Here is a 24,196-nt window from a genome sequence, read left to right as displayed (position 1 = left end):
AGGGAGTGCATTTAGAGCCGTTGGCCGGCTCTAAGGTTCAATCCGCCTGCTTGCGCAGGAACGCCGGAATGTCGAAATGATCCATGCCCGAGCTTTCCAGAGCACGCACCTGGGCCGACGCCTGGCTGCGCGGATTGCGCATGACAGACGGCATGTCCAGGTTGCGGTAGTCGCCGCCTTGGCCGGCCGCCATCGTGCCCATGGGCATGTTGTCGGTACCGGTGCGCAGGACTTCCGCCGTGGTCTGAACCAGTTGCGGACGTGCCTGCGCGCGGCCAAGGCCGGTTGCAACCACGGTCACGCGCAGGTTTTCACCCATGGACTCGTCGTAGGCGGTGCCGAAGATCACGGTCGCGTCGTCCGAAGCGTAGCTGCGGATCGTTTCCATGATTTCGCGCGTTTCGCGCATCTTCAGCGAGCGGCTGGCGGTGATGTTGACCAGTACGCCGCGAGCGCCGTTCAGGTCCACGCCTTCCAGCAGCGGGCAGGCAATGGCGTGCTCGGCGGCCACCCGGGCGCGGTCCGCGCCAGAAGCCGACGCCGTGCCCATCATGGCCTGGCCCTGTTCGCCCATGATCGTCTTCACGTCTTCGAAGTCGACGTTGACGTTGCCTTCGACGTTGATGATTTCGGCGATACCCGCGCACGCGTTGTGCAGGATGTCGTCGGCGGAACGGAAGCAGTCTTCCTGCGTCGCGTCCTCGTCCATCAGTTCATAGAGGTTCTCGTTGAGCACCACGATGAGCGAATGCACGTGCTTGGCCAATTCCGAGATTCCGTCCTCGGCCATCTTCAGGCGCTTGTTGCCTTCGAAGGTGAAGGGCTTGGTGACCACGCCTACGGTCAGAATGCCCAGTTCCTTCGCCACCTCGGCCACGACCGGACCCGCGCCGGTGCCGGTGCCACCGCCCATGCCGGCGGTGATGAAGACCATGTGCGCGCCATTCAGCGCGGCACGGATCTCCTCGCGCGCGGTTTCAGCCGACGCACGTCCCTGTTCGGGCTTGGCGCCCGCGCCCAGGCCGGTGCGGCCCAGACGGATCTGCACCGGGGCATTGGTAGCCGACAGCGCTTGCGCGTCGGTGTTGGCGCAGATGAAATCCACGCCGTGCACGCCGTTGCGAATCATGTGCGCCACGGCATTGCCGCCCGCACCGCCCACACCAACGACCTTGATTACGGTCCCTTTGGTGTTGTTCTCTAGCATCTCAAAGTTCATCATGATGACTCCCTCACAAGTCCGATTTTGCAAATCACAAAAATTCCCCAACAACCTATATTTGTGAATCGCCTCAAAGCCGACGCCGGCTACATAGGCCCGCCACGGGTTTGAGACGCCTCCTCTTTCTGGCACGCCCCGCAAAACCGCCGCGGATCGCACCAAGGAGCAGGCCCCAACCTGCACCCTTTAATTCATGAACCATTCCTTCATGCGCGCCAGCAGGCTCTTGAAATTGCCTGTCTGGGCGGCCACCTTGCGGCCTCGCACACGCTGCATACGCGCTTCCTGCAGCAGACCCATCACCGTCGAGAAGCGCGGATTGCGCATCACGTCGGCCAGGCTGCCTTCGTATTCGGGCACCGCCACGCGCACGGGCTTGAGGAACACGTCCTCGGCCAGTTCGATCATGCCGGGCAACTGCGCCGATCCGCCGGTCAGGACCACGCCGGAAGCCAGCAGGTCCTCGTAGCCGGAGTCGCGCACCACCTGCTGCACCAGCGTGAACAGCTCTTCCACGCGCGGCTCGATCACGGCGCCGAGCGCCTGGCGCTTGACCTGGCGGGGGCCGCGGTCACCCAGGCCCGGCACTTCCACGGATTCGTCCGGGCTGGCCAGCACCTGTTTGGCGACGCCGTAGCGCAGCTTGATTTCCTCGGCATCGGGCGTCGGCGTGCGCAGCATGGCCGCGATGTCGTTGGTGATCTGGTCGCCGGCGATAGGCAGCACGGCGGTGTGGCGGATCGCGCCGCCGGTGAAGATCGCCACGTCGGTGGTGCCTCCCCCGATGTCGACCAGCACGACGCCCAGCTCCTTTTCGTCGGCCGTCAGCACGGCCAGGCTCGAAGCCAGCGGCTGCAGGATCAGGTCCTGCACTTCCAGCCCGCAGCGGCGCACGCACTTCACAATGTTCTGGGCGGCGCTGACCGCGCCCGTCACGATATGCACGCGCACTTCCAGGCGCAGGCCGCTCATGCCGATCGGTTCGCGGATGTCTTCCTGGCCGTCGACGATGAACTCCTGGGTCAGCACGTGCAGCACCTGCTGGTCGGTCGGAATGTTCACCGCCTTGGCGGTCTCGATGACGCGGGCGACGTCGGTGGCGGTGACTTCCTTGTCTTTCACGGCGACCATGCCGCTGGAATTGAAGCTGCGGATATGGCTGCCGGCGATGCCGGTGTAGACGTCGCGAATCTTGCAATCTGCCATCAGCTCGGCTTCTTCAAGCGCGCGCTGGATGGAATTCACAGTGGTCTCGATGTTGACGACCACGCCCTTGCGCATGCCGCGCGATTCGTGCTGGCCAAGGCCAAGCACTTCGAAGCGGCCTTCAGGCAGGATTTCAGCCACCACAGCCACCACCTTGCTGGTGCCGATATCGAGGGCGACGATAAGGTCCTTGATGTCACGGGTCATGGCGTTAGCGTTTCTTGGGAGGTTTCGGTGTGGATTTGGATTTGGTTTCCGACGCGGGCAACGGGGCCAGCGCCAGGGCGAAACCATTCGGATAGCGCAAGTCGGCCTGCGTGATGGTGCGCCCTTCCAGGCGCCCCGACACAGCGGGCCACGCCTGCACAAAGCGTTGAATACGGGCGGCGAACGGCAATGCGCCCGGCAGGCCGTGCGGGTCCGGCGCATCGGCGCCCGGATCGCGGCCCAGGTCCAGCAACATGCCGTTGGAAAGCACGACGCGCCAGGCGTAGCGCGGACTCAGTTCCAACTGCTGCACGTGCATGTCCAGCGGCGCGAACCAGCGCGCCAGCTCGGCATAGCGCTGCACGACTAGCGATTCCGTGCCCTCGGGCCCGGCGAACTGCGGCAGCACCGTCTCGTCGTCCACCTCGCCCGTGTTCGCCGTGAACGCCTCGCCCCAGGTGTTGATCATCTGGTTCTCGTTCCACAGCGCCAGGGGCTGCTGTTCCTCGATCCGCACGCGCAGGACATTGGGCCAGATCCGCCGCACGGTCGCGTGCCGCACCCACGGAACGGACTCGAAGATCTCCCGCGCGTCGTCCAGGTCCACCGTGAAGAAGTTGCCCTTGAAGCGGCCCGCGATCGCCGAGCGCACCGCGCCGGTCGACACATAGTGCAGTTCGGTGTCCGGCATCGATTCGAGCTCGATGGCCGACAGCGTGAAGAACGGGCGTTGCGCTACCCACACCACGCCCGCGAAGAGCATGGCGCAAACCGCCAGCACGGCAAGCGTGTTGGCGATCAGGTTGGTAGTGCGAGCGTCGTTCCACACGGAATATCCAGGTCAAGCGTTGCGGGCGGGGCTGTGCACTTTGCACGACGCCTCGGACAGGATCGCTACGCACAAATCGGCATAGCTGATCCCCACGGCCTTCGCGGCCATGGGCACCAGGGAATGGCCGGTCATGCCGGGCGAGGTATTCATTTCAAGCAGCCAGGGCCGGTTGTCGCGGTCGAGGATGAAGTCGGCGCGGCCCCAGCCTTCGCAGCCCAGCGTCTGATAGGCCTTAACGGCAACCCGGGCGACTTCTTCAGCCACGTCCGCGGGCAAGGCGGCCGGGCAGAAGTACTGCGTGTCGTCGGAGAAGTACTTGTGTTCGTAGTCGTAGTTGCCGCCGGGCGCGGCGATTTCGATCACCGGCAACGCACGCGCGGACTTGCCCGAACCTAGCACCGCCACGGTCAGCTCGCGGCCGGTGATGAACTGCTCGGCCAGGACTTCGCTGTCGAAGCGCGCCGCCGCGGCGTAGGCTTCCTTCATGTCGGAATAGCCCACCACCTTGGTGATGCCCACGGTGGAACCTTCATGCGGCGGCTTGATGATCAGCGGCAGGCTCAGGCGGTCAGGCACGAGGCGCAGCTCCGTGTCGGCGTCCAGCAATTCAAAGTCGGGCGTGGGCAGGCCATGCTGCAGCCAGATGCGCTTGGTCATGGTCTTGTCCATGGCCAGCGCCGAGGCCATCGGGCCACTGCCCGTATAGGGGATGCCCAACAGCTCCAGGGCGCCCTGGATCGTGCCGTCTTCGCCATAGCGGCCATGCAGCGCGATGAACACGCGGTCAAAGCCTTCGGCCGCCAGCTCGGCCAGGCTGCGCTCGCCCGTGTCGAACAGGTGCGCGTCCACGCCGGCGCCGGTCAGCGCCTGGTGCACGCCCTTGCCCGACATCAGGGACACTTCGCGCTCGGCGGAACGGCCGCCGTACAACACACCCACCTTGCCGAATTGCGTGCTCATGCCAGCTCTCCTACCTGGGCGGGGACCTTGCTGATCGAACCCGCTCCCATAACAATGACGACGTCGCCGTCACGCACAAAATCCACCATCGCCTGCGGCAGTTCGGCCACGTCTTCCACGAACACCGGCTCGACCTTGCCGGCCACGCGCAATGCGCGCGACAGGGCGCGTCCGTCCGCGGCCACCAGCGGCGGCTCTCCGGCGGCATAGACCTCGGTCAGCAGCACGGCGTCGGCGGTTCCGAGCACGCGCACGAAGTCTTCGAAGCAATCCCGCGTCCGGGTGTAGCGGTGCGGCTGGAAGGCCAGCACGATGCGGCGGTCCGGCCAGGCGCCGCGCGCGGCGGCCAGGGTGGCGGCCATTTCCACGGGGTGGTGACCATAGTCGTCGATCACGGTGAACGTGCCGCCGCCATGGTTGGCCGGCACCGGAAAATCGCCCGTCTGCGTGAAGCGGCGGCCCACGCCCTTGAATGCACCCAGCGCCTCGCAGATCGCGTTATCGGAAACGCCCAGCTCGGTCGCCACCGCAATCGCGGCCAGCGCGTTGCGCACGTTATGCAGGCCGGGAAGGTTCAGTTCGACCTGCAGGGGTGGCAGCAGCGTGTCGCTATGCGTGCGCTGCACGTTGAAACGCATGCGCGTGCCTTCCGCCTGCACCTCGTAGGCGCGCACCTGCGCTTCCGGGTTCAGCCCGTATGTCGTGATCGGACGCGAAATGAACGGCATGATCTCGCGCACATTCGCGTCGTCCGAACAAACCACCGCGCTGCCATAGAAAGGCAGGCGCTGCGTGAACTCGATGAAGGCGCTTTTCAGGCGCGCCACATCGTGCCCATAGGTATCCATGTGATCGGCATCGATGTTGGTCACGATGGCCATCACCGGCAGCAGGTTCAGGAACGAGGCGTCGGATTCGTCGGCCTCGACCACGATGTAGTCGCCCTGCCCCAGCCGCGCGTTGGCGCCGGCCGAATTCAGGCGGCCGCCGATGACGAACGTCGGGTCCAGGTCGCCGGCGGCCAGCACGCTGGCCACCAGGCTGGTCGTGGTGGTCTTGCCGTGCGTGCCGGCCACGGCGATACCGCGCTTGAGGCGCATCAGCTCGGCCAGCATGATGGCGCGCGGCACCACCGGAATGCGCGCGGAACGCGCCGCGATCACTTCGGGGTTGTCGCCCGCCACCGCCGTGGACGTCACGATGGCGCCAGCGCCGGTGACGTTGCTGGCAACGTGGCCGATCGAGATCTTCACGCCCAGGCCCGCCAAGCGGCGCGTCACGGCCGACTCGTTCAGATCGGAACCGCTGACCGTGTAGCCCAGGTTGAGCAGCACTTCGGCGATGCCGCTCATGCCCGAGCCGCCCACGCCCACGAAATGGATATGTTGAATTCTGTGTTTCATGATGAACGCCCCGCTGCTTGTTCACAGACGTCGGCGATATGGGCCGCCGCGTCGGGGCGCGCATGAGCGCGGGCCCGAACGGCAACGGCCTGCAGTTCTTGTCGGGAACGCTGGGCGAGCCAGTCCGCCAGCCACTCGGGCGTCATGGCGGTCTGCGGCTGCAGCCAAGCGGCCTGCGCGTCGCTCAGGAAGCGCGCGTTGGCGGTTTGATGGTCATCGATCGCATGCGGGAACGGCACGAAAAGCGCCGCGACGCCCGCCGCGGCCACTTCCGACACCGTCATGGCGCCCGCGCGGCAGATCAGCAGATCCGCGTCGGCCATGGCGCCCGCCATGTCATCGATGAATGCGCGGCAATCCGCCGTCACGCCCGCCTGGGCGTAGGCTTGCTGCAGCGCGGGTAAATGTTGTTCGCCGGCTTGATGGACCACCATCGGCCGGCTGTCGAGCGGCAAGCGCGCCAGCGCCTGCGGCACGGCGGTATTGAGCGCCTGCGCCCCCAGGCTTCCGCCCACGACCAGCACGCGCAGCGCGCCGCTGCGGCCGGCATAGCGCTGGGCCGGGTCCGGCAAGGCGCACAGGTCGGCGCGCACCGGGTTGCCCATCGCCTCGCCCTTCGGCAGGACGCCGGGGAAACCGCTCAGCACGCGGCGCGACATCTTCGCCAGGCATTTATTCGCGGTGCCGGCGACGGCGTTCTGTTCGTGCACTACCAGCGGCGTGCCGCGCAGCGCGGCGATCACGCCGCCCGGAAACGCCACATAGCCGCCCATGCCCAGCACCACGTCGGGACGCACGTCGGACAGGCGCGACCAGGCTTGCGCGAAAGCGCGCAGCAGAAGAAAAGGCAGCTTCAGCAGCGCGGATGCGCCCTTGCCGCGCACGCCCTGAAAGCGCAGGGGTACCAGCTCGATACCGCGGGGCGGCACCAGCCTGCCCTCCATTTTTTCGGGATTGCCCAGCCACAGCACGCGCCAGCCGCGTTCGCGCAACACATCGGCCACGGCCAGGCCCGGCATGATATGGCCGCCGGTGCCGCCAGCCATGATCAGGATGGTGCGGGGAGTCATCGCAGCGGCGTTCATACCCGCCCCCCGCGCATCATGATGCGGTTTTCCACGTCGACCCGGATCATCATCGCCAGCGCGCAGAGGTTCATCACCACGCCCGAACCGCCGTAGCTCATCAGTGGCAAGGTCAGGCCCTTGGTGGGCAGCAGCCCCAGGCAGACGCCCATGTTGATGAACGACTGCACGCCAAACCACATCGCCACGCCGTGCGCGACCAGGCCCGCGAACGTGCGTTCCATCGCGATGGCCTGGCGGCCGATGTCGAAACCGCGGTAGACGATGATGGCGAACAGCGAGATCACCAGCATGACGCCAGCAAAGCCCAGTTCCTCGCCCACCACGGCCATCAGGAAGTCGGTATGCGCTTCGGGAAGGTAATGGAGCTTCTCGACGCTTGCGCCCAGGCCCACCCCCAGCCATTCTCCACGGCCCAGCGCGATCAGCGAGTGCGAAAGCTGATAGGCGCTGCCGTAGGCGTTGTCTTCGTTCCAGGGATCCAGGTACGCGAACAGGCGCGCGCGGCGCCAGGGCGACAGCCAGATCAGCATCAGGAACGTACCCACCAGCACCGCCAGCAGGCTGCTGAAGTACTTGCCGTTGATGCCGCCCAGGAACAGGATGCCGATGGCGATAGCCACGATCACCATGAAGGCGCCCAGGTCGGGCTCCAGCAGCAGCAGCATGCCCACGCCGGCCAGCGCGACCGCCATCGGCAGGAAGCCGCGCGCAAACGCCTGCATGTGCTCCTGCTTGCGCACGGTGTAATCGGCGGCGTAGAGCAAGGCGGCCAGCTTCATCAGTTCGGACGGCTGGAAATTCAGCGGACCCAGCGGGATCCAGCGGTGCGCGCCGTTGACTTCGCGGCCGATGCCGGGGATCAGCACGGCGACCAGCAGGACGATCGCCACCACGAACAGCGGTACCGCCATCCGCTGCCAGACTCGGATGGGAATCGCCAGGACCACGGCGGCGCCGACCAGCCCGACGCTCACGAATACCGCATGGCGGATCACGAAGTAATAGCGGCCATAGGATGCATAGCGCGGACCGTCGGCCAGCGCGATCGATGCCGAATACACCATCAGCAAGCCAAGCAGCAGCAACGTCGATGCCGCGATGACCAGCGGCAGATCGAAATTGCGCATGCGGGTACGGCCGGGCCGTACGGCATTGACGCTGGCGGTGAGATCGGCGATCAGGCTCATTGCACAGCCTCTGCGCGGCGCGCCGTCGCGATGGGAGCGGGATTGCGGCTCATGCCACCTCCCCACGGTCGCGGGCCAGGTCTTCGACCTCTTCCACGAACATCTGCCCGCGGTGCGGATAGTTGCGGAACATGTCGAGGCTGGCGCAGGCGGGCGACAACAGCACGGCATCGCCCGGTTGCGCCAGCTCGGCCGCGCCGCGCACCGCGGCATGAAGAGATTCCGCCGGCACGCACTTGACGCCGGTTGCGGCCAGCACGCGGCCGATCTCCGGGCCGTCGGCGCCAATCAGCATCACCGCGCGCGCATGGCGCGACACCACGGGAATCAGCGGAGAGAAATCCTGGCCCTTGCCCTGACCCCCGGCGATCAGCACCACCGGCTGGCCCAGGCCTTCCAGCGCGGCCACGGTGGCGCCCACGTTGGTGCCCTTGCTGTCGTTGATGTAGTCCACGCCACCGATCGTGCGCACGAAAGCCGCGCGATGCGGTTCGCCCGCATACTCGCGCAGCGCGCGCAGCATGGCGCCCCAGCCCAGGTCCAGGCAGCGCGCAAGCTGCAATGCAGCCAGCGCATTCAAGGCATTGTGGATGCCGCGGATGCGCAAGGCATCGACGGGCATCAGGCGGCTCATGCGGCCCTTGGCGCGCACCGGTTCGGGCGCGTCCTTCTTGCGGCGCACGGGCGGCGCGGGTTCGTCGAAATCGCTAGGCTCGCAGGCCACCAGCCAGGCCACGCCCTGCCCCAGTTCCAGGCCCATGTCGCCGACCAGTTCCGGCACGGCGCGGCCGAAACTGCGCACGTTCAGCGCGTTCAGCGTCTGCACCATATCCACGGTGCAGGAATCGTCGCGATTGACGATGGCCACGCGCGCCATCTTCAAGAGGCGCGCCTTGGCTTGCGCATAGGCTTGCATGCCGCCATGCCAATCCAGATGGTCCTGCGTGACATTGAGCACGACGGCCGCGTCGGCCATCAGCGTGCGCGTGGTTTCCAGTTGGAAGCTGGACAACTCCAGCACCCACACCTGCGGCAGCGTGTCGGTGTCCAGCGCATCCGTCAGCGCGGCAAGCGCCGCGGGGCTGATATTTCCCGCCGCCAGAACGGAGAGACCGCTGGCCTCGATCAGTTGGCGGGTCAATGCGGTGACGGTCGTCTTGCCGTTGGTGCCCGTCACGGCCAGCAGGCGCGGCCGGTACTCGCGCGTCTCTGCCAGATCGGCCAGCGCCCGCGCGAACAATTCGATTTCGCCGACGACTTCGATGCCACGGGCCTCGGCCTCGCGCAGCACGTTCGCCGCGGGGGATTGCGTGGGGGCCAGTCCCGGGCTCAACACCACCTGATCCACGCCGTCCAGCAATTCCGTGGCGAAGGACTCGTCGCAACCCAGGCGATATTCCACGTCGCTTTGCGCCAGCGCTTCCCGCAGCGCGGCCAGCCCGCCCGGTTCGGCGCGCGTGTCGGCCACGCGCAAGCGGGCGCCCTGACGGGCGCACCAGCGTGCGGCGGCGACACCCGTCTCGCCCAATCCGAGGATCAGGACGAGCGGCGCGTCAACGCGGGAGGTTTCCATCATATTCATCGCAACTTCAGGGTAGAGAGGCCAATCAGCACCAGCATCATGCTGATGATCCAGAAACGCACGACCACCTGGGTTTCTTTCCAGCCGCCCACTTCAAAGTGATGATGCAACGGCGCCATGCGGAAGATGCGTCTACCTGTTCCATAACGTCGCTTCGTGTACTTGAACCACGTCACCTGGATCATCACCGACAGGGTTTCGACCACGAAGACACCGCCCATGATGAACAGCACGATCTCCTGGCGCACGATGACCGCGATCGTGCCCAAAGCGCCGCCCAGCGCGAGTGCGCCGACATCGCCCATGAAGACCTGCGCCGGATACGCGTTGAACCATAAAAATGCCAGGCCGGCGCCGCCAATCGCTGCGCACAGCACCATCAATTCGGACGCGCCGGGAATGTAGGGAAACAGCAGATACTTCGAATAGTCCACGCGGCCGACCACGTAGGCGAAGATGCCGAGCGCGCTGCCGACCATCACGGTGGGCATGATCGCCAGCCCATCCAGGCCGTCCGTAAGATTCACGGCATTGCTGGTGCCGACGATCACCGCCCACGTCAGCGCCACGAAACCCAGCACGCCCAGCGGATAGCTCACCGTCTTGAAAAACGGCACGATCAGGTCGGCGCGGGTGGGCAAGGCCATCGTGAAGCCGCTGCCGACCCAGGCCTTGAACAAGGGCCAGAGCTCGGTATTGGCGGGCGCGGATACCGCGAACGCCAGATACACCGCGGCCACCATGCCGATGGTGGCTTGCCAGAAGAATTTTTGCCGTGCCGGCATGCCCTCGGGATCGCGATAGACCACCTTGCGGTAATCGTCGCGCCAGCCGATCCAGCCAAAGCCGAAGGTCACCAGCAGCACGACCCACACGAAGCGGTTGGTCCAGTCGGCCCACAGCAGGGTGCTGATCGCAATGGAGATCAGGATGAGCACGCCGCCCATCGTGGGGGTGCCGGTCTTGACCAGGTGGGTTTCCGGGCCATAGGCACGCACCGCCTGGCCGATCTTCATTTCGGTCAGCTTGCGGATCACGCGCGGTCCCGCGACCAGGCCGATCAGCAAGGCCGTCGCGCACGCCAGGACGGCGCGCAGGGTGATGTATTCGAACACGCCCAGGGCGCGCACATCATCGGAAAGCAGACGGGCGATCTCAAGCAGCATGGTGTTCTCCCTGCCCCTTGGCCGCCGTCCCGTCATTCAAAGAAAAAGCCGTCACTACCCGCTCCATGCGCATAAAGCGCGATCCCTTTACCAATACGCAGGACGGGCGCAAGCCGCGCAAGGCGGCAACGACTTCGTCTACCGATGCGCAGGCGTGCGCGCCGGGGCCGAATGCGGCGGCTGCCGCCCGGCTGGCTTCGCCTAGCGTAATGAGCGCGTCGAGCCCATGCTCACGCGCGTAATTGCCCACCTCTGCGTGCATGGCGGGGCCGTTGTCCCCGATTTCGCCCATGTCGCCCAGCACCAGAACGCGCGTGCCGGCGATACGCGCCAGCACATCAATGGCCGCGCGAACCGAATCGGGGTTGGCATTGTAGGTGTCATCGATGAGCAACGTTCCGTCACTCATTGGTTTGTGCTGCATGCGGCCGGCGACGGGCGCAAAACCCGCCAACGCGCGCACCGCGCTCTCAAGCGGCGCCCCCGCGGCGATGGCGCTGGCGATCGCCGCCAAGGCATTGCGCAAGTTGTGCAGGCCGGGCACCGGCAATGCCAGGTCTGCCGTGCCGACCGGCGTCACCACGCGGCACCGCGTCGCATCCACTTCCGCGATGATCTGTTCTGCGTAGACGTCCAGGCCGGGTTGCAGGCCGAAGCGCAGCACGCGGCGCGCGCCGGCCAGCGCATCCCAGATTCCCGAATAGGGTTCGTCGCCCGGATAGACGGCCACGCCGTCCTCCGGCAATGCCGAAATCGCAGCCCCGTTCTCATGCGCGACCGCTTCCACGGAATGCATGAATTCCTGGTGCTCGCGTTGGGCGTTGGTGACCAGCGCCACCGTCGGCGCCGCGATGGCTGCCAACTGCGCGATCTCGCCGGCATGGTTCATGCCCAGTTCGAACACGGCGGCGCAATGCTCCGGGCGCAGACGCAGCAAGGTCAGCGGCACGCCGATGTCATTGTTCAGATTGCCGGCGGTGGCCAGACGGCCCGCCTCGCCCTGCCATTCGGCCAGCATGGCCGAGATCATTTCCTTGGTGGTCGTCTTGCCGTTGCTGCCCGTCACGGCCACCACGGGCAGCGTGAACCGCGCACGCCAGGCGGCGCCGATGCGCATCAGCGCGGCGCGGGTATCGCCCACCACCAATTGCGGCAGCCCGGCGTCGGGCACCGGATGCGCCACGACGGCGGCACATGCGCCGCGCGCCTGCGCCTGATCCAGATAATGGTGCGCGTCGAAATTCTCGCCCACCAGCGCGACAAACAATTCACCCTCGCCGACCCGGCGCGTATCCGTGGACACGCCTTTGACCTGCGGCAGCAGCAGCGCCAGCCGCGCCCATTCGCGGTCGTCGAAGGGCAGCTTTTCCCCTCCGATGTCCTGATAGGTTTCGTGGCCCTTGCCCGCCAGCAGCACCACGTCTTCCGGGGACGCCGCCCAGACGGTCTGCAGGATGGCGCGCGCGCGGTCGACTTGAACGTCGGCGCGGGCGGATTCAGGAACACCGGCAAGTATCTGTTCGACGATGGCCTCGGGCGACTCGGTGCGGGGGTTGTCGCTGGACACCACCACATGGTCGGCAAGTTCGGCGGCGATGCCGCCCATCACCGGCCGCTTGCCCGGATCGCGCTCGCCGCCGCAACCAAACACGCAGATCAGGCGGCCCGAGCGCGCCACGGCCACGGCGCGCAACGCGAGCAGCGCGCGCGACAACGCATCCGGCGTGTGCGCGTAATCCACCACCACCAGCGGGCCTCGGGCCTGGTGGCTCACCGGCACCGGCTCGACGGTTTGAAGACGGCCGTCCACGGGGTCGGTCGCCGCGAGTTCGCGCGCGATCTGCGCGAACGGCAGGCCCAGCTTGTACAGCACGCCCGCCACGAGCAGCAGATTCGAGACATTGTGCGCGCCCAGCAGGCGCGTCACGATCTGGGCTTCGCCGTGCGGCGAGACCAGCGTGAAGATCTGGCCCTGGGACGTGGCCTGCAGGTCGCGCGCGCGCATGGCGGCGGGAATCGCGGGATCGTCGCTCAGGCTGTAGCCCATTGGGGAGACGCCGGCGGGCAGGCTGGCGATCAGCCGGCGCCCGGCCTCGTCATCGGCGTTGATCACGGCGGCTGTCAGGCCAGGCCAGCGGAACAGGCGCGCCTTCGCCTCTTCATAGCGCTCCATCGTGACGTGATAGTCGAGGTGGTCGCGCGTGAGGTTCGTGAACGCGGCCAGCGCCACGCGCACGCCGTCCATCCGGCCCTGCTCGATGCCGATAGACGACGCCTCCATCGCGACTGCCCTTGCCCCGGCATCGCGCATCGCGGCAAGCGTGCGGTGCACCGTCAGCACATCGGGAGTCGTCAGGTCGCCGCCCAGCGTACGGCCGTCGGGCAGCACCGCGCCCAGCGTGCCGATGGTGCCGCAGGCCTTGTCATTGCGGCTCAGCGCGTGGGCGATCCATTGAACCGAAGAGGTCTTGCCATTGGTGCCGGTCACCGCCACCACCGCCAGCGCGGCCGACGGGCGACCGTACCAGGTGTCGCCCAGTTCGCCCAGCAGTGCGCGCAGGCCGGTCACGGGCAGCACGGCGGCCTCCGCCGACATCGCCTGGATGGCATCGCTGGCGGGCGCTTCGAACAGCACCGCGCTGGCGCCCAGCGCCAACGCCTTGTCCATATAGAGACGTCCGTCGCTGGACAGCCCCGGGCAGGCGACGAACACATCGCCCGGCTCGATATCGCGCGAGTCCAGCTTGAGATGCGCGGTCAACGCTACGCGCGCATGCAACCACGCCACGATTTCAGCAACCGTGGCGACAGGGGAAGAGAGGAAGCCTTTGGCGCTCATCTGCCTGGCTCCTTGAGACCAGCAACAATCGTGGATTCAAATGGCGCGTCCGGCCGCACCCCCATCAGCCTGAGGCTCCCCCCCACGATATGAGAGAACACGGGCGCGGCGATCGCGCCGCCGTAGTAGCCGCCGGTCGTCGGCTCGTCGATGGACACGGCCACCACGATCTTGGGGTCCGACACCGGGGCGAAGCCCACATAAGAGCTCCGGTAACGCTGCATGCTGTACTTGCCATCCACGATCTTGCGCGCGGTGCCGCTCTTGCCAGCCACGCGATAGCCCTGCACCTGCGCGGCCTTGGTGCCCTCGGGGCCCGTCGCGGCCTCCAGCATGGCGCGCACCGTTGCGGTCGTCTTGGGCGTATAGATCTTGACGCTGGTGGGATCGCTGTCGCGCTTGACCAGGGTCAGCGACACCATGTCTCCGTTGCGGGCGAACACCGTATAGGCGCGCGCCACCTGCAGCAGCGACACCGACAGACCGTAGCCATAGGCCATCGTGGCCTTTTCGATCAGGCGCCAGCGGTCCCAGGGACGCAGACGGCCGGGCGCCGCGCCCGGGAATCCCACCTGAGGCGCCTGGCCCAGTCCCAACTCCGTGAAGCGATCCCACATCTCGCGGGATTCCAGCTTCTCGGAGATCATCGTCATGCCGATGTTGCTGGACTTGCGCAGCACGCCCGCCACGTCCAGCGTGCCGTTGCGGCTCACGTCGCTGATGGTGCTGCCCTGATAGGTGAAGCGGCCATTGCCGGTCTCGAACAGCGTCGACGTGGTGATGCGGCCGAGTTCCAGCGCCAGCGCGGCGGTGAACGGCTTCATGATGGAGCCGGGTTCGAAGGTGTCCGTAATGGCCTGATTGCGCAGATTGGAACCGTGGAAGGTCTCGCGCTTGTTCGGGTCGAAGGTCGGAACGTTGGCCAGTGCCAGGATTTCGCCGGTATGCACGTCCAGGACGACGGCGGTCGCGCCCTTGGCCTGGTGCTTGTCCATGGCGTCCTTCAATGCCTTGAACACCAGATACTGCAGGCGCGTATCGATGGACAGGCGCAAGTCGCGTCCGTCCACGGGCAAGGTGGCGGCCTGGACGTCCTCGATCACGCGGCCCAACCGGTCCTTGATGACGCGCCGGCTGCCCGGCCGCCCCGACAACTGCTGATTGAAGGTGAGCTCAACGCCTTCCTGGCCCTGGTCCTCGACGCTGTTGAAGCCCACCACATGGGCCATCACGTCGCCGTCCGGGTAGTAGCGGCGGGTTTCGGGCTGCTGATGCACGCCCGGCAGTCCCAGTTGCTTGATCTTGTCGGCCACGTCCATCGAGACCTGGCGTTTCAGGTAGACGAAGTTCTTGTCCTCGTCGACCAGACGACGGCGCAAGTCACCCGCCGGCGTTTCCAGCAGCTTGGCCAGAGCGTCGATCTGGCCCGGCGTGGCTTGCTTGACGTCTTCGGGAATCGCCCAGATGGCGCGCGCGGGCACGCTGGAGGCCAGGACCGCGCCGTTGCGGTCCATGATCTTGCCGCGCGTGGCGGCCAGCGTAAGCGTGCGCTCATAGCGGCGCTCGCCCTGCTGCTGCAGAAACTCCGTCGACAAGCCTTGCAGGAACAGCGCGCGGCCGGCCAGCACCGTGAACCCGCCGAACAGCAGGATCAGCACCAGGCGTGCGCGCCACGTGGGCAATTGCCCGCGCAGCACGGGGTTGTCGAAGAAGGGAACGCGCTTCATTGGGCGCCCCCGGCCGGAGCGGGAAGCGGCGCCTGATTCATATACAGCGTGCGGTCCGGAACGATGGAGATCATCTTCAGGCCGTCGCGGGCAATCGCGTCCACCCGCGCGTTGCGGGCAAGCTCGGCGCGATCGAGCTGCAGGCGCCGCCAATTGGTTTCCAGGTCACGCGCATGCGCCTGATCGCGGCCCAGCTCCACGAAAAGCTGGCGCGACTGATACCGGCTGGTGACCAGGGAAATGGCCGACAGCATCAGCAAAGCCGCAACGATCAGGTTGACGCGACCCATTAGCGGCGTCCCCCCTTGCCGCCGCGGCGAGGCGGCGGGGCCAGGTCGCTGCCGGGCAGCGAACCGATTTTCACGAACGCAAAACCGCCCTCGGCGGGCAGGGGCGTTTCGGTACGTTCGGCGACCCGCAACACCGCGGAGCGGGCGCGGGCATTGGCCGAGACTTCATCGTCTTCAGCCAGGATACGGCCCAGGGAACGCAGGACGGGTTGGGGCATTTCGCTTTCGCGCAGGGGCAGGCGTGCATGCGCAGCGGCCGGACGAGCCGCCGCCGCGATGCATTGCTTGACCATGCGGTCTTCTAGCGAATGAAAGCTGATCACCGCCAACCTCCCTCCCGGGGCAAGCAGGTCTAGAGCTGCCGCGAGGGTGCGCGCGAGCTCTTCGAGTTCCCGATTGATGTAAATCCGTAAAGCTTGAAAGGTGCGTGTGGCCGGATGTTGCCCCTTTTCGCGCGTGCGGACGGCGCTGGCGACGCACTCGGCAAGCTCGAGCGTGGTGCGCAGCGGCCTTGTTGCGCGGCGAGCAGCAATCGCCTTTGCAACCTGAAAAGCAAACCGTTCTTCGCCATAATCCGCTATGACCTCCCGCATCTCATCCACACTGGCTTGCGCCAGCCAATCCGCCACCGTGGGTCCACGAGTGGTGTCCATCCGCATATCCAGCGGTCCGTCCCGCATGAACGAGAAGCCACGTTCAGCGTCGTCGATCTGAGGCGACGAAACGCCCAGATCCAGCATCACGCCATCGACTTTGCCGATGCCGAGCTGCTCCAATTCTTCCGCCATGGTGGCAAAGCCGCCATGAACGACCGTGACCCGGGCATCCGCCGCCGCCAACGCGTTGGCCACGGCGATTGCTTCGGGATCCTTGTCAAAGACCACCAGCCGCGCCTGCTTGCCCAGACGGCCAAGCAGCTCGCGGCTGTGCCCGCCACGCCCGAAGGTGCCGTCGACGAAGACGCCGCTCTCCGCTCGCGTAGCCGTATCCGGCTCGGCCTGCACATGCGACCGTGTCGCACCCTTGCCGCCAAAGCCGGGCAGCAATAGTGCATCCACCGTCGGCGCCAGCAGGACGGGCCGATGTTCGAATTCCATATCTTTTTCAGAACGAAAACTGATTCAACACATCCGGCATACCCTTGGCCAGGTCCTCAGCCTCGCGGCTGGCCAGGGTAGCGGCGTCCCACAGCTCGAAGTGCGCGCCCAGACCGAGCAGCATCACATCGCGCGTCATACCGGAAGCGTTGCGCAGTTCAGGAGCGATCAGAACCCGGCCGGAGCCGTCCAGTTCCACGTCCTGAGCGTTGCCCAGCAACAGCCGCTGCAGCGCACGAGCCGTCATGGGGAAAGCGGCGATCTGCTCGCGCTTCTTTTCCCACTCCGGCCTCGGATACACCAGCAGGCAACCGTCGGGGTGGCGGGTCAGGGTCAGCCGGCCATCGGCCTGCGATACGAGCGCGTCACGATGCCGGGTCGGAATCGAGATCCGTCCCTTGGCATCCAGCGTGAGCGCGCTGCTTCCCTGAAACACCACATTTACCCCACTTAATTGCACAATTTCCTACTATTTCCCACTCTACGGTATGGCACAGGGGCGGTCAAGCGCGTGGTTGCAATTTTTTCAATCACAACAAGGACTTAGATCAATTTGTAAAACGGCAAAAAGAAAAACCCCCTAATAAATCAGGGGGTTGCAGCACACTCTAAATGTCCTTGTTCAGGAGTAGCGGCTAACAATGCCTTTGCATTGTTTTACGGGCGCTCAATTGCCCCGGCTGGCAAGGCTTCCGGCCGAACAACCCCGGCCAGGCCTTAAAAAAAACCGCGAATCCAGTGCCCCGGATCCCCGGCGGGCTTCCGGCCGGGCATGCGCGCGCTTGGGAATTCAATGCAAGACGGGTCTATAGGCCGGATTCTGTACACCAGGTTGCCCTGGCGGACGATCATTCCTCTGCGCGGATCATTGCTGAGCCGCTCTAGCCATCTACCCGCATGCTAGGACGGAGCCGCCCTTCACGGCCCGAGGGCCGCACGCATGCCTATTTGATGTTGCTCCGGATAGAGGTTGCCGCGTTTCACCCTGCGATGCCGCCGTCCGTTGCCGGATGGCGCGATACGGAGATGGCCGTATCGGTGCGCGCAATGCCCGCCCGCCCCGCAGTCTCGTCTCTGTGGTCCTATTCCTCAGCCGCGCCCGAAGACGCAACCGGACGGCCGTTAGCCGTTACCCTGCCCTGTGGAGTCCGGACCTTCCTCGATGGATTCGCACCCACCGCGATCGCCCGACCCGCCTTGCAATGCGTATTCTATTACACGCCGCGACTCTGTCCCCAAGGAAGCCTTGGCGAGCCTTCGGCCGACATCCGGGGTTCCTGCGACAATACGCCTTGATTCGCTTAGACGCCGCAGACACTACCCACTACATGGCCCTCGACACTCTCATCACCCTGACCGACATCCAGCTTGCCTATGGGCACCATCCGTTGCTGGATCATGCCGACTTCGCCATCCAGGCCGGCGAACGCATCGGCCTCATCGGCCGCAACGGCGCCGGGAAGTCTTCGCTGCTCAGGCTGCTCGACGGCAGAACGCAGCCCGACGACGGCTCCATCGCCCGCAGTTCGGGCCTGCGCGTCGCAACCGTCGAACAGGAACCCGAGCTGGACGACAACGCCACCGTCTTCGACGTGGTCTGCGACTCGGAAGGCGATCACGAGGATTGGCAGCGGCCGTCCCGCGCGCGCGCGGTGATAGAAAAGCTGGGCTTGCCCGCCGACGTGCAGATCGCCGGGCTGTCTGGCGGCACCCGCAAGCGCGTCGCATTGGCCCGCGCCCTGGTCGACGAACCCGATCTGTTGCTGCTGGACGAACCCACCAACCATCTCGACTTCGAAGGCATCGCCTGGCTGGAAGAGATGCTGCGCACCTGGAAGGGCGCCGCGGTGATCATCACCCATGACCGGCGCTTCCTGGACGCCGTCACCACCCGCATCGTGGAGCTCGATCGCGGCCGCCTCCTGAGCTTTCCCGGCAACTTTTCACAATGGCAGGAACGCAAGGCCCAGTGGCTGGAGTCCGAGCGGCTGGAGCAAGCGCGTTTCGACAAACTGCTGGCGCAGGAAGAAGTCTGGATTCGCAAAGGCGTCGAAGCGCGCCGCACCCGCAACGAAGGCCGTGTGCGGCGCCTGGAAAGCCTGCGCGTCCAGCGCGCCGAGCGCCGTGAACGCGTCGGCGATGTGTCGCTGGCGCTGGCCGAAGGCCAACGTTCCGGCAAGCTCGTGGCCGAACTCGAACACGTGGGCAAGACGTTCGGCGACAAGATCGTCGTGGACGATTACTCCACGACCATCCTGCGCGGCGACCGCATCGGCATCATTGGCCCCAACGGGGCCGGCAAAACGACGCTGCTCAAGCTCATCCTGGGCGAGATGCAGCCCGACACCGGCACGACGCGCCTGGGCACCAACGTCGCGGTTGCCTACTTCGATCAGATGCGTGCGCAGCTTGATGAAAACGCCACGCTCGTCGACATCATCAGCCCGGGCAGCGAATGGGTCGAGATCGGCGGCACCCGCAAGCACGTGATGACCTATCTTGGGGACTTCCTGTTTTCGCCCGCGCGCGCGGGCTCGCCGGTGCGCAGCCTGTCGGGCGGAGAACGCGCTCGCCTCCTGCTCGCGAGACTGTTTGCCCGCCCCGCCAACGTGCTGGTGCTGGACGAACCCACCAACGACCTGGATATCGAAACGCTGGAACTCCTGGAAGAGCTGTTGCAGGAATACGCCGGCACGGTGCTGCTCGTCAGCCACGACCGCGCCTTCCTGAACAACGTGGTCACCCAGACCATCGCCTACGAAGGCAATGGCCACTGGCGCGATTATGTCGGCGGCTACGATGAATGGGTCGCCCAGCGGCCAGAGGCCGCGGCCTCGCCGTCCGATGGCGGCAAGGCCGTCAAGCCGGCGGACGAAGCCTCCTCGCGCGCCAAGGGCGCGCGCCCAAAACCCGCGAAGTCCAGCAAGATAAACGCCTGGGACCTCCGCGAACTCGAAGGCTTGCCGGATGCCATTGCCGCCCTCGAGGCGCAGCAGGCCGAACTGGCAGGCAAGCTGGCGGACGGCAGCCTGTACCGCGATGCGCCGGCAGAGGTGGAACGCATCAACGGTGAACTGGCCAAGCTGGAAAGCGAGCTGGAAGAGCGGTTCGCCCGCTGGGAACTGCTGGAGGCCCGGCGCGAAGGCACGCTCTGACAACCAGGCTCTCTCTATATATACATTCAGCAGCGCATCAAATGAAAAGGGGTGACCGGCCCACAGCCGGTCACCCCTTTTTTCTCGGCGGACGCAAGCGCCCTGCCATCTTCCGCCTACGCGTGGGCGCGCCAGGCCAGCGCTTCGCCGGCGGCCAGCGGCACCAGCGTCGTATTGCCGAACGCCAGTTCTTCGGGCACGCGGTATGTCTCGCGGGCCAGCGTTAGCGTGCCCGCATTGCGGGGCAGGCCATAGAAATCCGGACCGTGAAAGCTGGCGAATCCCTCCAGCTTGTCGAGCTTGCCCGCCGCCTCGAAGGCCGTGGCATAGAGTTCCATGGCATGCAGGGCGGTATAGCAGCCCGCGCAGCCACAAGCGTGCTCCTTCAAGCCACGGGCGTGCGGCGCGCTGTCGGTGCCCAGAAAGAAGCGCGGGCTGCCGCTGGTGGCCGCCTCGACCAGGGCCAGGCGGTGCGTCTCGCGCTTCAGGATCGGCAGGCAATACCAATGCGGGCGCACGCCGCCCTGGAAAATCGCGTTGCGGTTGTATAGCATGTGCTGCGGCGTGATCGTCGCGGCGATCGGGCCCTCGGCGTCACGCACGTACTCGGCGCCCTCTTTCGTCGTAATGTGTTCGAACACGACCTTCAATGCCGGGAAGGCGCGCCGCAAGGGCTTCATCACTCGCTCGACAAAAATGGCTTCGCGGTCGAACACGTCGATGGACGCGTCCGTCACTTCCCCATGCACCAGCAACGGCATGCCGCACTTCTGCAGCGCCTCCAGCGCCTTCGTGCATTTGCCCAGCAGATCGGTCACGCCGGCATCCGAATTGGTCGTCGCGCCAGCGGGGTACAGCTTCACCGCAAACACTTGGCCGGACTCGTGCGCGCGGAAGATTTCCTCGGCGGGGGTATTGTCGGTCAGGTACAGCGTCATCAGTGGCGTGAACGACGCCGGGTTGCCGCCCGCCTTGGCCAGCGCCGCAAGAATCCGGTCGCGGTAAGCCAGCGCCTGCTCGGTGGTGGTCACGGGCGGCTTCAGGTTGGGCATGATGATGGCGCGGGCGAACTGGCGCGCGGTATCGGCCACAACGGCTTCCAGCGCCGCGCCATCGCGCAGGTGCAAATGCCAATCGTCGGGGCGGGTGATGGTGAGCTGAGTCGTGCTTTGAATAGACATGAGAGGCTTCTTAGTCTGCCAGCGGCATGCCTCGTTCGGCCAGCGCGCAGAACATCGCGCTGCCCAGAGGAATGACGGCATCGTTGAAATCGAAATGCGAGTTGTGCAGCACGCAGCCGGAATCGGCGCCGCCCTGCCCCAGGCGGAAATAGGCGCCTGGCTTGCTCTGCAACATGAAAGAAAAATCTTCGGAGCCCATCGAGGGCACCAGGTCGCGCACCACATTCTCCTTGCCGATCATCTCGGTCGCGATGTCGGCCACCAGATTGGCGTGCTGCGGCGTATTGAGGGTGGCGGGATAGATGCGTTCATACACCACTTCCGCCGTGCCGCCGAAAGCGCCGGCGATGGCGGAGACCAGTTCGCGCATGCGGGTCTCGACCATTTCCTGGACCGACTTGCGGAACGTGCGCACCGTGCCGACCATCCGGGCTTCGCGCGGAATCACGCTCATCGCGCCAGGGTGGCCCGCCTGCAGCGATCCAATGGACACCACGGCCGAATCCAGCGGGTTCACGTTGCGCGACACAATGGTCTGCAACGCCGTGATGATCTGCCCCGCGATCGTTACCGGATCAATCGTCTGGTACGGATGCGCGCCATGCCCGCCCCGCCCCGTGATCAGTATCTCGAAGCGGTCAGCGGCGGCCATCATCGGCCCCGGATTGATGCCGATGGTGCCCGGTTTCAGGCCAGGCCAGTTGTGCAGGGCATAGATCGCATCGCACGGAAAGGTATCGAACAGGCCATCTTCCAGCATGGCGCGCGCACCGCCTCGGCCTTCTTCGGCGGGCTGGAAAATCAGCACCGCGGTACCGTCGAAGTTGCGCGTCTGCGCCAGGTACTTCGCGGCCCCGACCAACACCGCCGTATGACCGTCGTGCCCGCAACCATGCATCAGGCCAGGCTTGGTCGATTTGTGCCCGAAGCTGTTGTCTTCGGTCATGGGCAGCGCATCCATGTCCGCGCGCAGGCCGATCATGCGGCCGCTGTCGCAACGCTTGCCACGGATCACACCCACCACGCCGGTCTTGCCAATACCGCGATGCACCTCGATCCCCAGGGCCTCCAGGGCGCCCGCGACGATTCCCGACGTTCGGACTTCTTCGAAGCCCAGTTCAGGATGTGCATGCAAATCGCGCCGAAGCGCCGTCAATTCGTCATGAAAAAGCCGAATCGATTCCAAGGGAGATCGTGCGTACATAGAGGTTACAGAATGACCTGGTAGAGGGGACATTCTGGCCATTTTAGTTGCTACAGAGGATAAATGCCTTTGTCTTTACGGGAGAGACACGTTATGCTCCGGCCGCAGGACAATTTTTCCAACAGCCAGAGTAGGAGCGCCGCATTATGGCCACAACCTCCAAACCCGCGACCGCGCGCAAGCCGAACGCTGCATTCATGAAGCCCCTGACCCCCAGCGCCGACTTGGCCGCTGTCATCGGCTCGGAAGCCGTGCCGCGTACCGAGGTCACCAAGAAGATCTGGGAATACATCAAGAAGCACAACCTGCAAGACGCCAGCAACAAGCGCAACATCAACGCCGATGCCAAGCTGCTCCCGATCTTTGGCAAAGATCAGGTCACGATGTTCGAACTGACCAAACTGGTCAACGCACATCTGAAGTAAGCAGGCAAAGGGCGTACAGCGTACGTCCCTGCCTTTGGATTGTCGCGACGCCCTGGCTCACTGCCGGGCGAGCCAAGCTCCCCCGCGCTGATCCCGTCTCCGGCGTATTCGCCACCTCCACGATCCGTGGACCCGTCCTACCCCATCCCATCGCCCGAAACGCCCGCTTGGTGCGCGTCTCAGGCAGACGCATCAATCAGCCTGTGCGCCACGGCCGCCGCGGCTGACATCCCAACCTCTTCTACTCTCGATCGGTCTGTAGCGATTGTGATATGAGCCTGTCCGTTCCACGCGCGCGGACTTGGCTTGCTCCGCGCTGCGCGGAGCCACATGCAGAAGGGCCGGCATCGATGCCGGCCCTTCTGCATACCTGGACGTGACGTCAGGCGTAGGTGGTGGGCGCGCTGCCTTCCAAGAGCGCCAGCCATCCCTTGATCAGGCGATACAGCACCCATACGACCGTGGCGGCCACGCCGATCCATCCAATGAAGATAAGCGTCGCAATGCCGCTGATAGCCAGCCACAGCAAGGCCCACCAGAACGTGCGCAACAACCAGTCGAAATGAGCGGCGTAGACGGTGCCGGCGGCATCCGAGCGCTTCAAATACATGAGCACAACGGCTGCCAGCGTGGCGATGCCCAGAATTCCACTCGTCAGAAAGCCCAAGGCGTACAAGCCATAGGCCACGTGGGTCAACGTGCGCAGGTCCAATGTCGTACCGGGCACGGGGGTCTGGGTATCACTCACGATAACGCTCCAACGAATTGACTCGGTCAATCTTACCGCACAAAGCCACCCCGCCCACGTGCGTTGTTAATTGTGCACATTCAGCATTGGCGCGGCTTGCAGACCGACACGCATGGATTCGCGAGCGCGATTCGACACGCGTCGGCAGCGCTCCACACGGGCCCCACGGCGGCACGCGGATACGGTGGGCGTGCGTGCCATGCCACGGTCACGAACTCGCGCTGAGCGACCGCAGCCCACACAGATCAGACCTCAGCATATGAGACCTCCGCCCACACATGACAAAGCCCCGCCGGATGCCGGCGGGGCTTTGAAGGATAAGAGCTCGACGATGACCTACTTTCACGGACGTCCGTCCACTATCATCGGCGCGAAGGCGTTTCACTGTCCTGTTCGGGATGGGAAGGAGTGGTACCACCTTGCTATGGTCGTCAAGCGTAACTGCTAGAGCAGTTGACTGCGGCGTCAACTGTTCGAATCTGGGTCAGCGCATCACACCGCACGGCTGCCGGCACGCCTGGCAGTTCACACGCGTGTTCTCACTAAAAGACAAAACCCCACAGGGGATACCTGTGGGGTTTTGCGGAATAAAAGCCTGACGATGACCTACTTTCACAGACGTCCGTCCACTATCATCGGCGCGAAGGCGTTTCACTGTCCTGTTCGGGATGGGAAGG

Annotated in this window: 19 protein-coding genes, 1 rRNA gene and 1 other RNA gene; 2 read left to right on the top strand and 19 right to left on the bottom strand. The window is 65.4% G+C overall.

The annotated features are described in order from the left end of the window. Positions 1-37: 37 nt before the first annotated feature. The 15 genes from ftsZ to rnpB all read right to left on the bottom strand — a co-directional run bounded on the left by ftsZ (position 38) and on the right by rnpB (position 18,005). Positions 38-1,222 carry a cell division protein FtsZ gene (ftsZ, locus tag ASE30_RS25530; RefSeq protein WP_057287085.1) on the bottom strand — a complete coding sequence of 395 codons (1,185 nt, stop codon included), beginning with the start codon at positions 1,220-1,222 and terminating at the stop codon, positions 38-40. Between the two features lie 186 nt (positions 1,223-1,408). Beyond that, entirely contained in the window at positions 1,409-2,635 is a 1,227-nt protein-coding gene (ftsA, locus tag ASE30_RS25525) for a cell division protein FtsA (RefSeq protein WP_006217473.1), read from the bottom strand. Between the two features lie 4 nt (positions 2,636-2,639). Then, on the bottom strand, positions 2,640-3,464 hold the full coding sequence (locus ASE30_RS25520) for a cell division protein FtsQ/DivIB (protein ID WP_057287084.1): 825 nt from the start codon (positions 3,462-3,464) through the stop codon (positions 2,640-2,642). A gap of 12 nt (positions 3,465-3,476) precedes the next feature. Beyond that, positions 3,477-4,427 carry a D-alanine--D-alanine ligase gene (locus ASE30_RS25515; protein ID WP_057287083.1) on the bottom strand — a complete coding sequence of 317 codons (951 nt, stop codon included), beginning with the start codon at positions 4,425-4,427 and terminating at the stop codon, positions 3,477-3,479. Next, complete coding sequence (murC, locus tag ASE30_RS25510; RefSeq protein ID WP_057287082.1) at positions 4,424-5,830, bottom strand: UDP-N-acetylmuramate--L-alanine ligase; 1,407 nt, start codon at positions 5,828-5,830, stop codon at positions 4,424-4,426. The genes ASE30_RS25515 and murC overlap by 4 nt, the downstream gene beginning before the upstream one ends. Continuing rightward, positions 5,827-6,900, bottom strand: a complete 1,074-nt coding sequence (murG, locus tag ASE30_RS25505; RefSeq protein WP_057287235.1) for an undecaprenyldiphospho-muramoylpentapeptide beta-N-acetylglucosaminyltransferase — start codon at positions 6,898-6,900, stop codon at positions 5,827-5,829. The genes murC and murG overlap by 4 nt, the downstream gene beginning before the upstream one ends. An 11-nt stretch (positions 6,901-6,911) precedes the next feature. Continuing rightward, positions 6,912-8,105 carry a putative lipid II flippase FtsW gene (ftsW, locus tag ASE30_RS25500; protein WP_057287081.1) on the bottom strand — a complete coding sequence of 398 codons (1,194 nt, stop codon included), beginning with the start codon at positions 8,103-8,105 and terminating at the stop codon, positions 6,912-6,914. 49 nt (positions 8,106-8,154) lie between these two features. Further along, a complete protein-coding gene (murD, locus tag ASE30_RS25495; protein ID WP_057287080.1) occupies positions 8,155-9,687 on the bottom strand; it encodes a UDP-N-acetylmuramoyl-L-alanine--D-glutamate ligase in 1,533 nt (510 codons plus the stop codon). Next, complete coding sequence (gene mraY / locus ASE30_RS25490; protein WP_057287079.1) at positions 9,684-10,853, bottom strand: phospho-N-acetylmuramoyl-pentapeptide-transferase; 1,170 nt, start codon at positions 10,851-10,853, stop codon at positions 9,684-9,686. The genes murD and mraY overlap by 4 nt, the downstream gene beginning before the upstream one ends. Continuing rightward, positions 10,843-13,692 (bottom strand): bifunctional UDP-N-acetylmuramoyl-L-alanyl-D-glutamate--2,6-diaminopimelate ligase MurE/UDP-N-acetylmuramoyl-tripeptide--D-alanyl-D-alanine ligase MurF, encoded by a 2,850-nt coding sequence (gene murF, locus ASE30_RS25485; RefSeq protein ID WP_057287078.1) that lies wholly within the window; start codon positions 13,690-13,692, stop codon positions 10,843-10,845. The genes mraY and murF overlap by 11 nt, the downstream gene beginning before the upstream one ends. After that, positions 13,689-15,419: a penicillin-binding protein 2 gene (locus ASE30_RS25480; protein WP_057287077.1), complete on the bottom strand. Its 1,731-nt coding sequence runs from the start codon at positions 15,417-15,419 to the stop codon at positions 13,689-13,691. Before ASE30_RS25480 ends, murF begins: the two co-directional genes overlap by 4 nt. Then, on the bottom strand, positions 15,416-15,709 hold the full coding sequence (gene ftsL, locus ASE30_RS25475) for a cell division protein FtsL (RefSeq protein WP_057287076.1): 294 nt from the start codon (positions 15,707-15,709) through the stop codon (positions 15,416-15,418). Before ftsL ends, ASE30_RS25480 begins: the two co-directional genes overlap by 4 nt. Next, positions 15,709-16,806, bottom strand: a complete 1,098-nt coding sequence (gene rsmH, locus ASE30_RS25470; RefSeq protein WP_057287075.1) for a 16S rRNA (cytosine(1402)-N(4))-methyltransferase RsmH — start codon at positions 16,804-16,806, stop codon at positions 15,709-15,711. The genes ftsL and rsmH overlap by 1 nt, the downstream gene beginning before the upstream one ends. Before the next feature lie 7 nt (positions 16,807-16,813). Next, a complete protein-coding gene (gene mraZ / locus ASE30_RS25465; protein ID WP_057287234.1) occupies positions 16,814-17,242 on the bottom strand; it encodes a division/cell wall cluster transcriptional repressor MraZ in 429 nt (142 codons plus the stop codon). 357 nt (positions 17,243-17,599) lie between these two features. Beyond that, positions 17,600-18,005: RNase P RNA component class A (gene rnpB, locus ASE30_RS26380), an RNA gene on the bottom strand. 129 nt (positions 18,006-18,134) lie between these two features. Here rnpB and ASE30_RS25460 point away from each other — a divergent pair. Then, positions 18,135-19,961: an ATP-binding cassette domain-containing protein gene (locus ASE30_RS25460; RefSeq protein ID WP_057287074.1), complete on the top strand. Its 1,827-nt coding sequence runs from the start codon at positions 18,135-18,137 to the stop codon at positions 19,959-19,961. 116 nt (positions 19,962-20,077) lie between these two features. Here the strand turns inward: ASE30_RS25460 and pyrC are convergent, their stop codons facing one another. Together pyrC and ASE30_RS25450 are read right to left on the bottom strand one after the other, a co-directional pair. Further along, positions 20,078-21,142 carry a dihydroorotase gene (gene pyrC, locus ASE30_RS25455; RefSeq protein ID WP_082601733.1) on the bottom strand — a complete coding sequence of 355 codons (1,065 nt, stop codon included), beginning with the start codon at positions 21,140-21,142 and terminating at the stop codon, positions 20,078-20,080. Positions 21,143-21,152: 10 nt separating this feature from the next. After that, positions 21,153-22,346 (bottom strand): M20 aminoacylase family protein, encoded by a 1,194-nt coding sequence (locus ASE30_RS25450; protein WP_057287073.1) that lies wholly within the window; start codon positions 22,344-22,346, stop codon positions 21,153-21,155. A 146-nt stretch (positions 22,347-22,492) separates the two neighbouring features. Here ASE30_RS25450 and ASE30_RS25445 point away from each other — a divergent pair, with 146 nt between their 5' ends. Further along, positions 22,493-22,771 carry an SWIB/MDM2 domain-containing protein gene (locus tag ASE30_RS25445; RefSeq protein ID WP_057287072.1) on the top strand — a complete coding sequence of 93 codons (279 nt, stop codon included), beginning with the start codon at positions 22,493-22,495 and terminating at the stop codon, positions 22,769-22,771. A 382-nt stretch (positions 22,772-23,153) separates the two neighbouring features. Here ASE30_RS25445 and ASE30_RS25440 read toward each other — a convergent pair whose 3' ends face one another. Continuing rightward, positions 23,154-23,519 (bottom strand): hypothetical protein, encoded by a 366-nt coding sequence (locus tag ASE30_RS25440; protein ID WP_057287071.1) that lies wholly within the window; start codon positions 23,517-23,519, stop codon positions 23,154-23,156. A gap of 323 nt (positions 23,520-23,842) precedes the next feature. Further along, a 5S ribosomal RNA gene (gene rrf, locus ASE30_RS25435) occupies positions 23,843-23,955 on the bottom strand. Positions 23,956-24,196: the final 241 nt, after the last annotated feature.

Origin of the sequence: Achromobacter sp. Root83 (genome assembly GCF_001428845.1) — a bacterium.
GTDB lineage: Bacteria > Pseudomonadota > Gammaproteobacteria > Burkholderiales > Burkholderiaceae_B > Achromobacter.
This window is presented reverse-complemented; position numbering and strand designations above follow the sequence as displayed.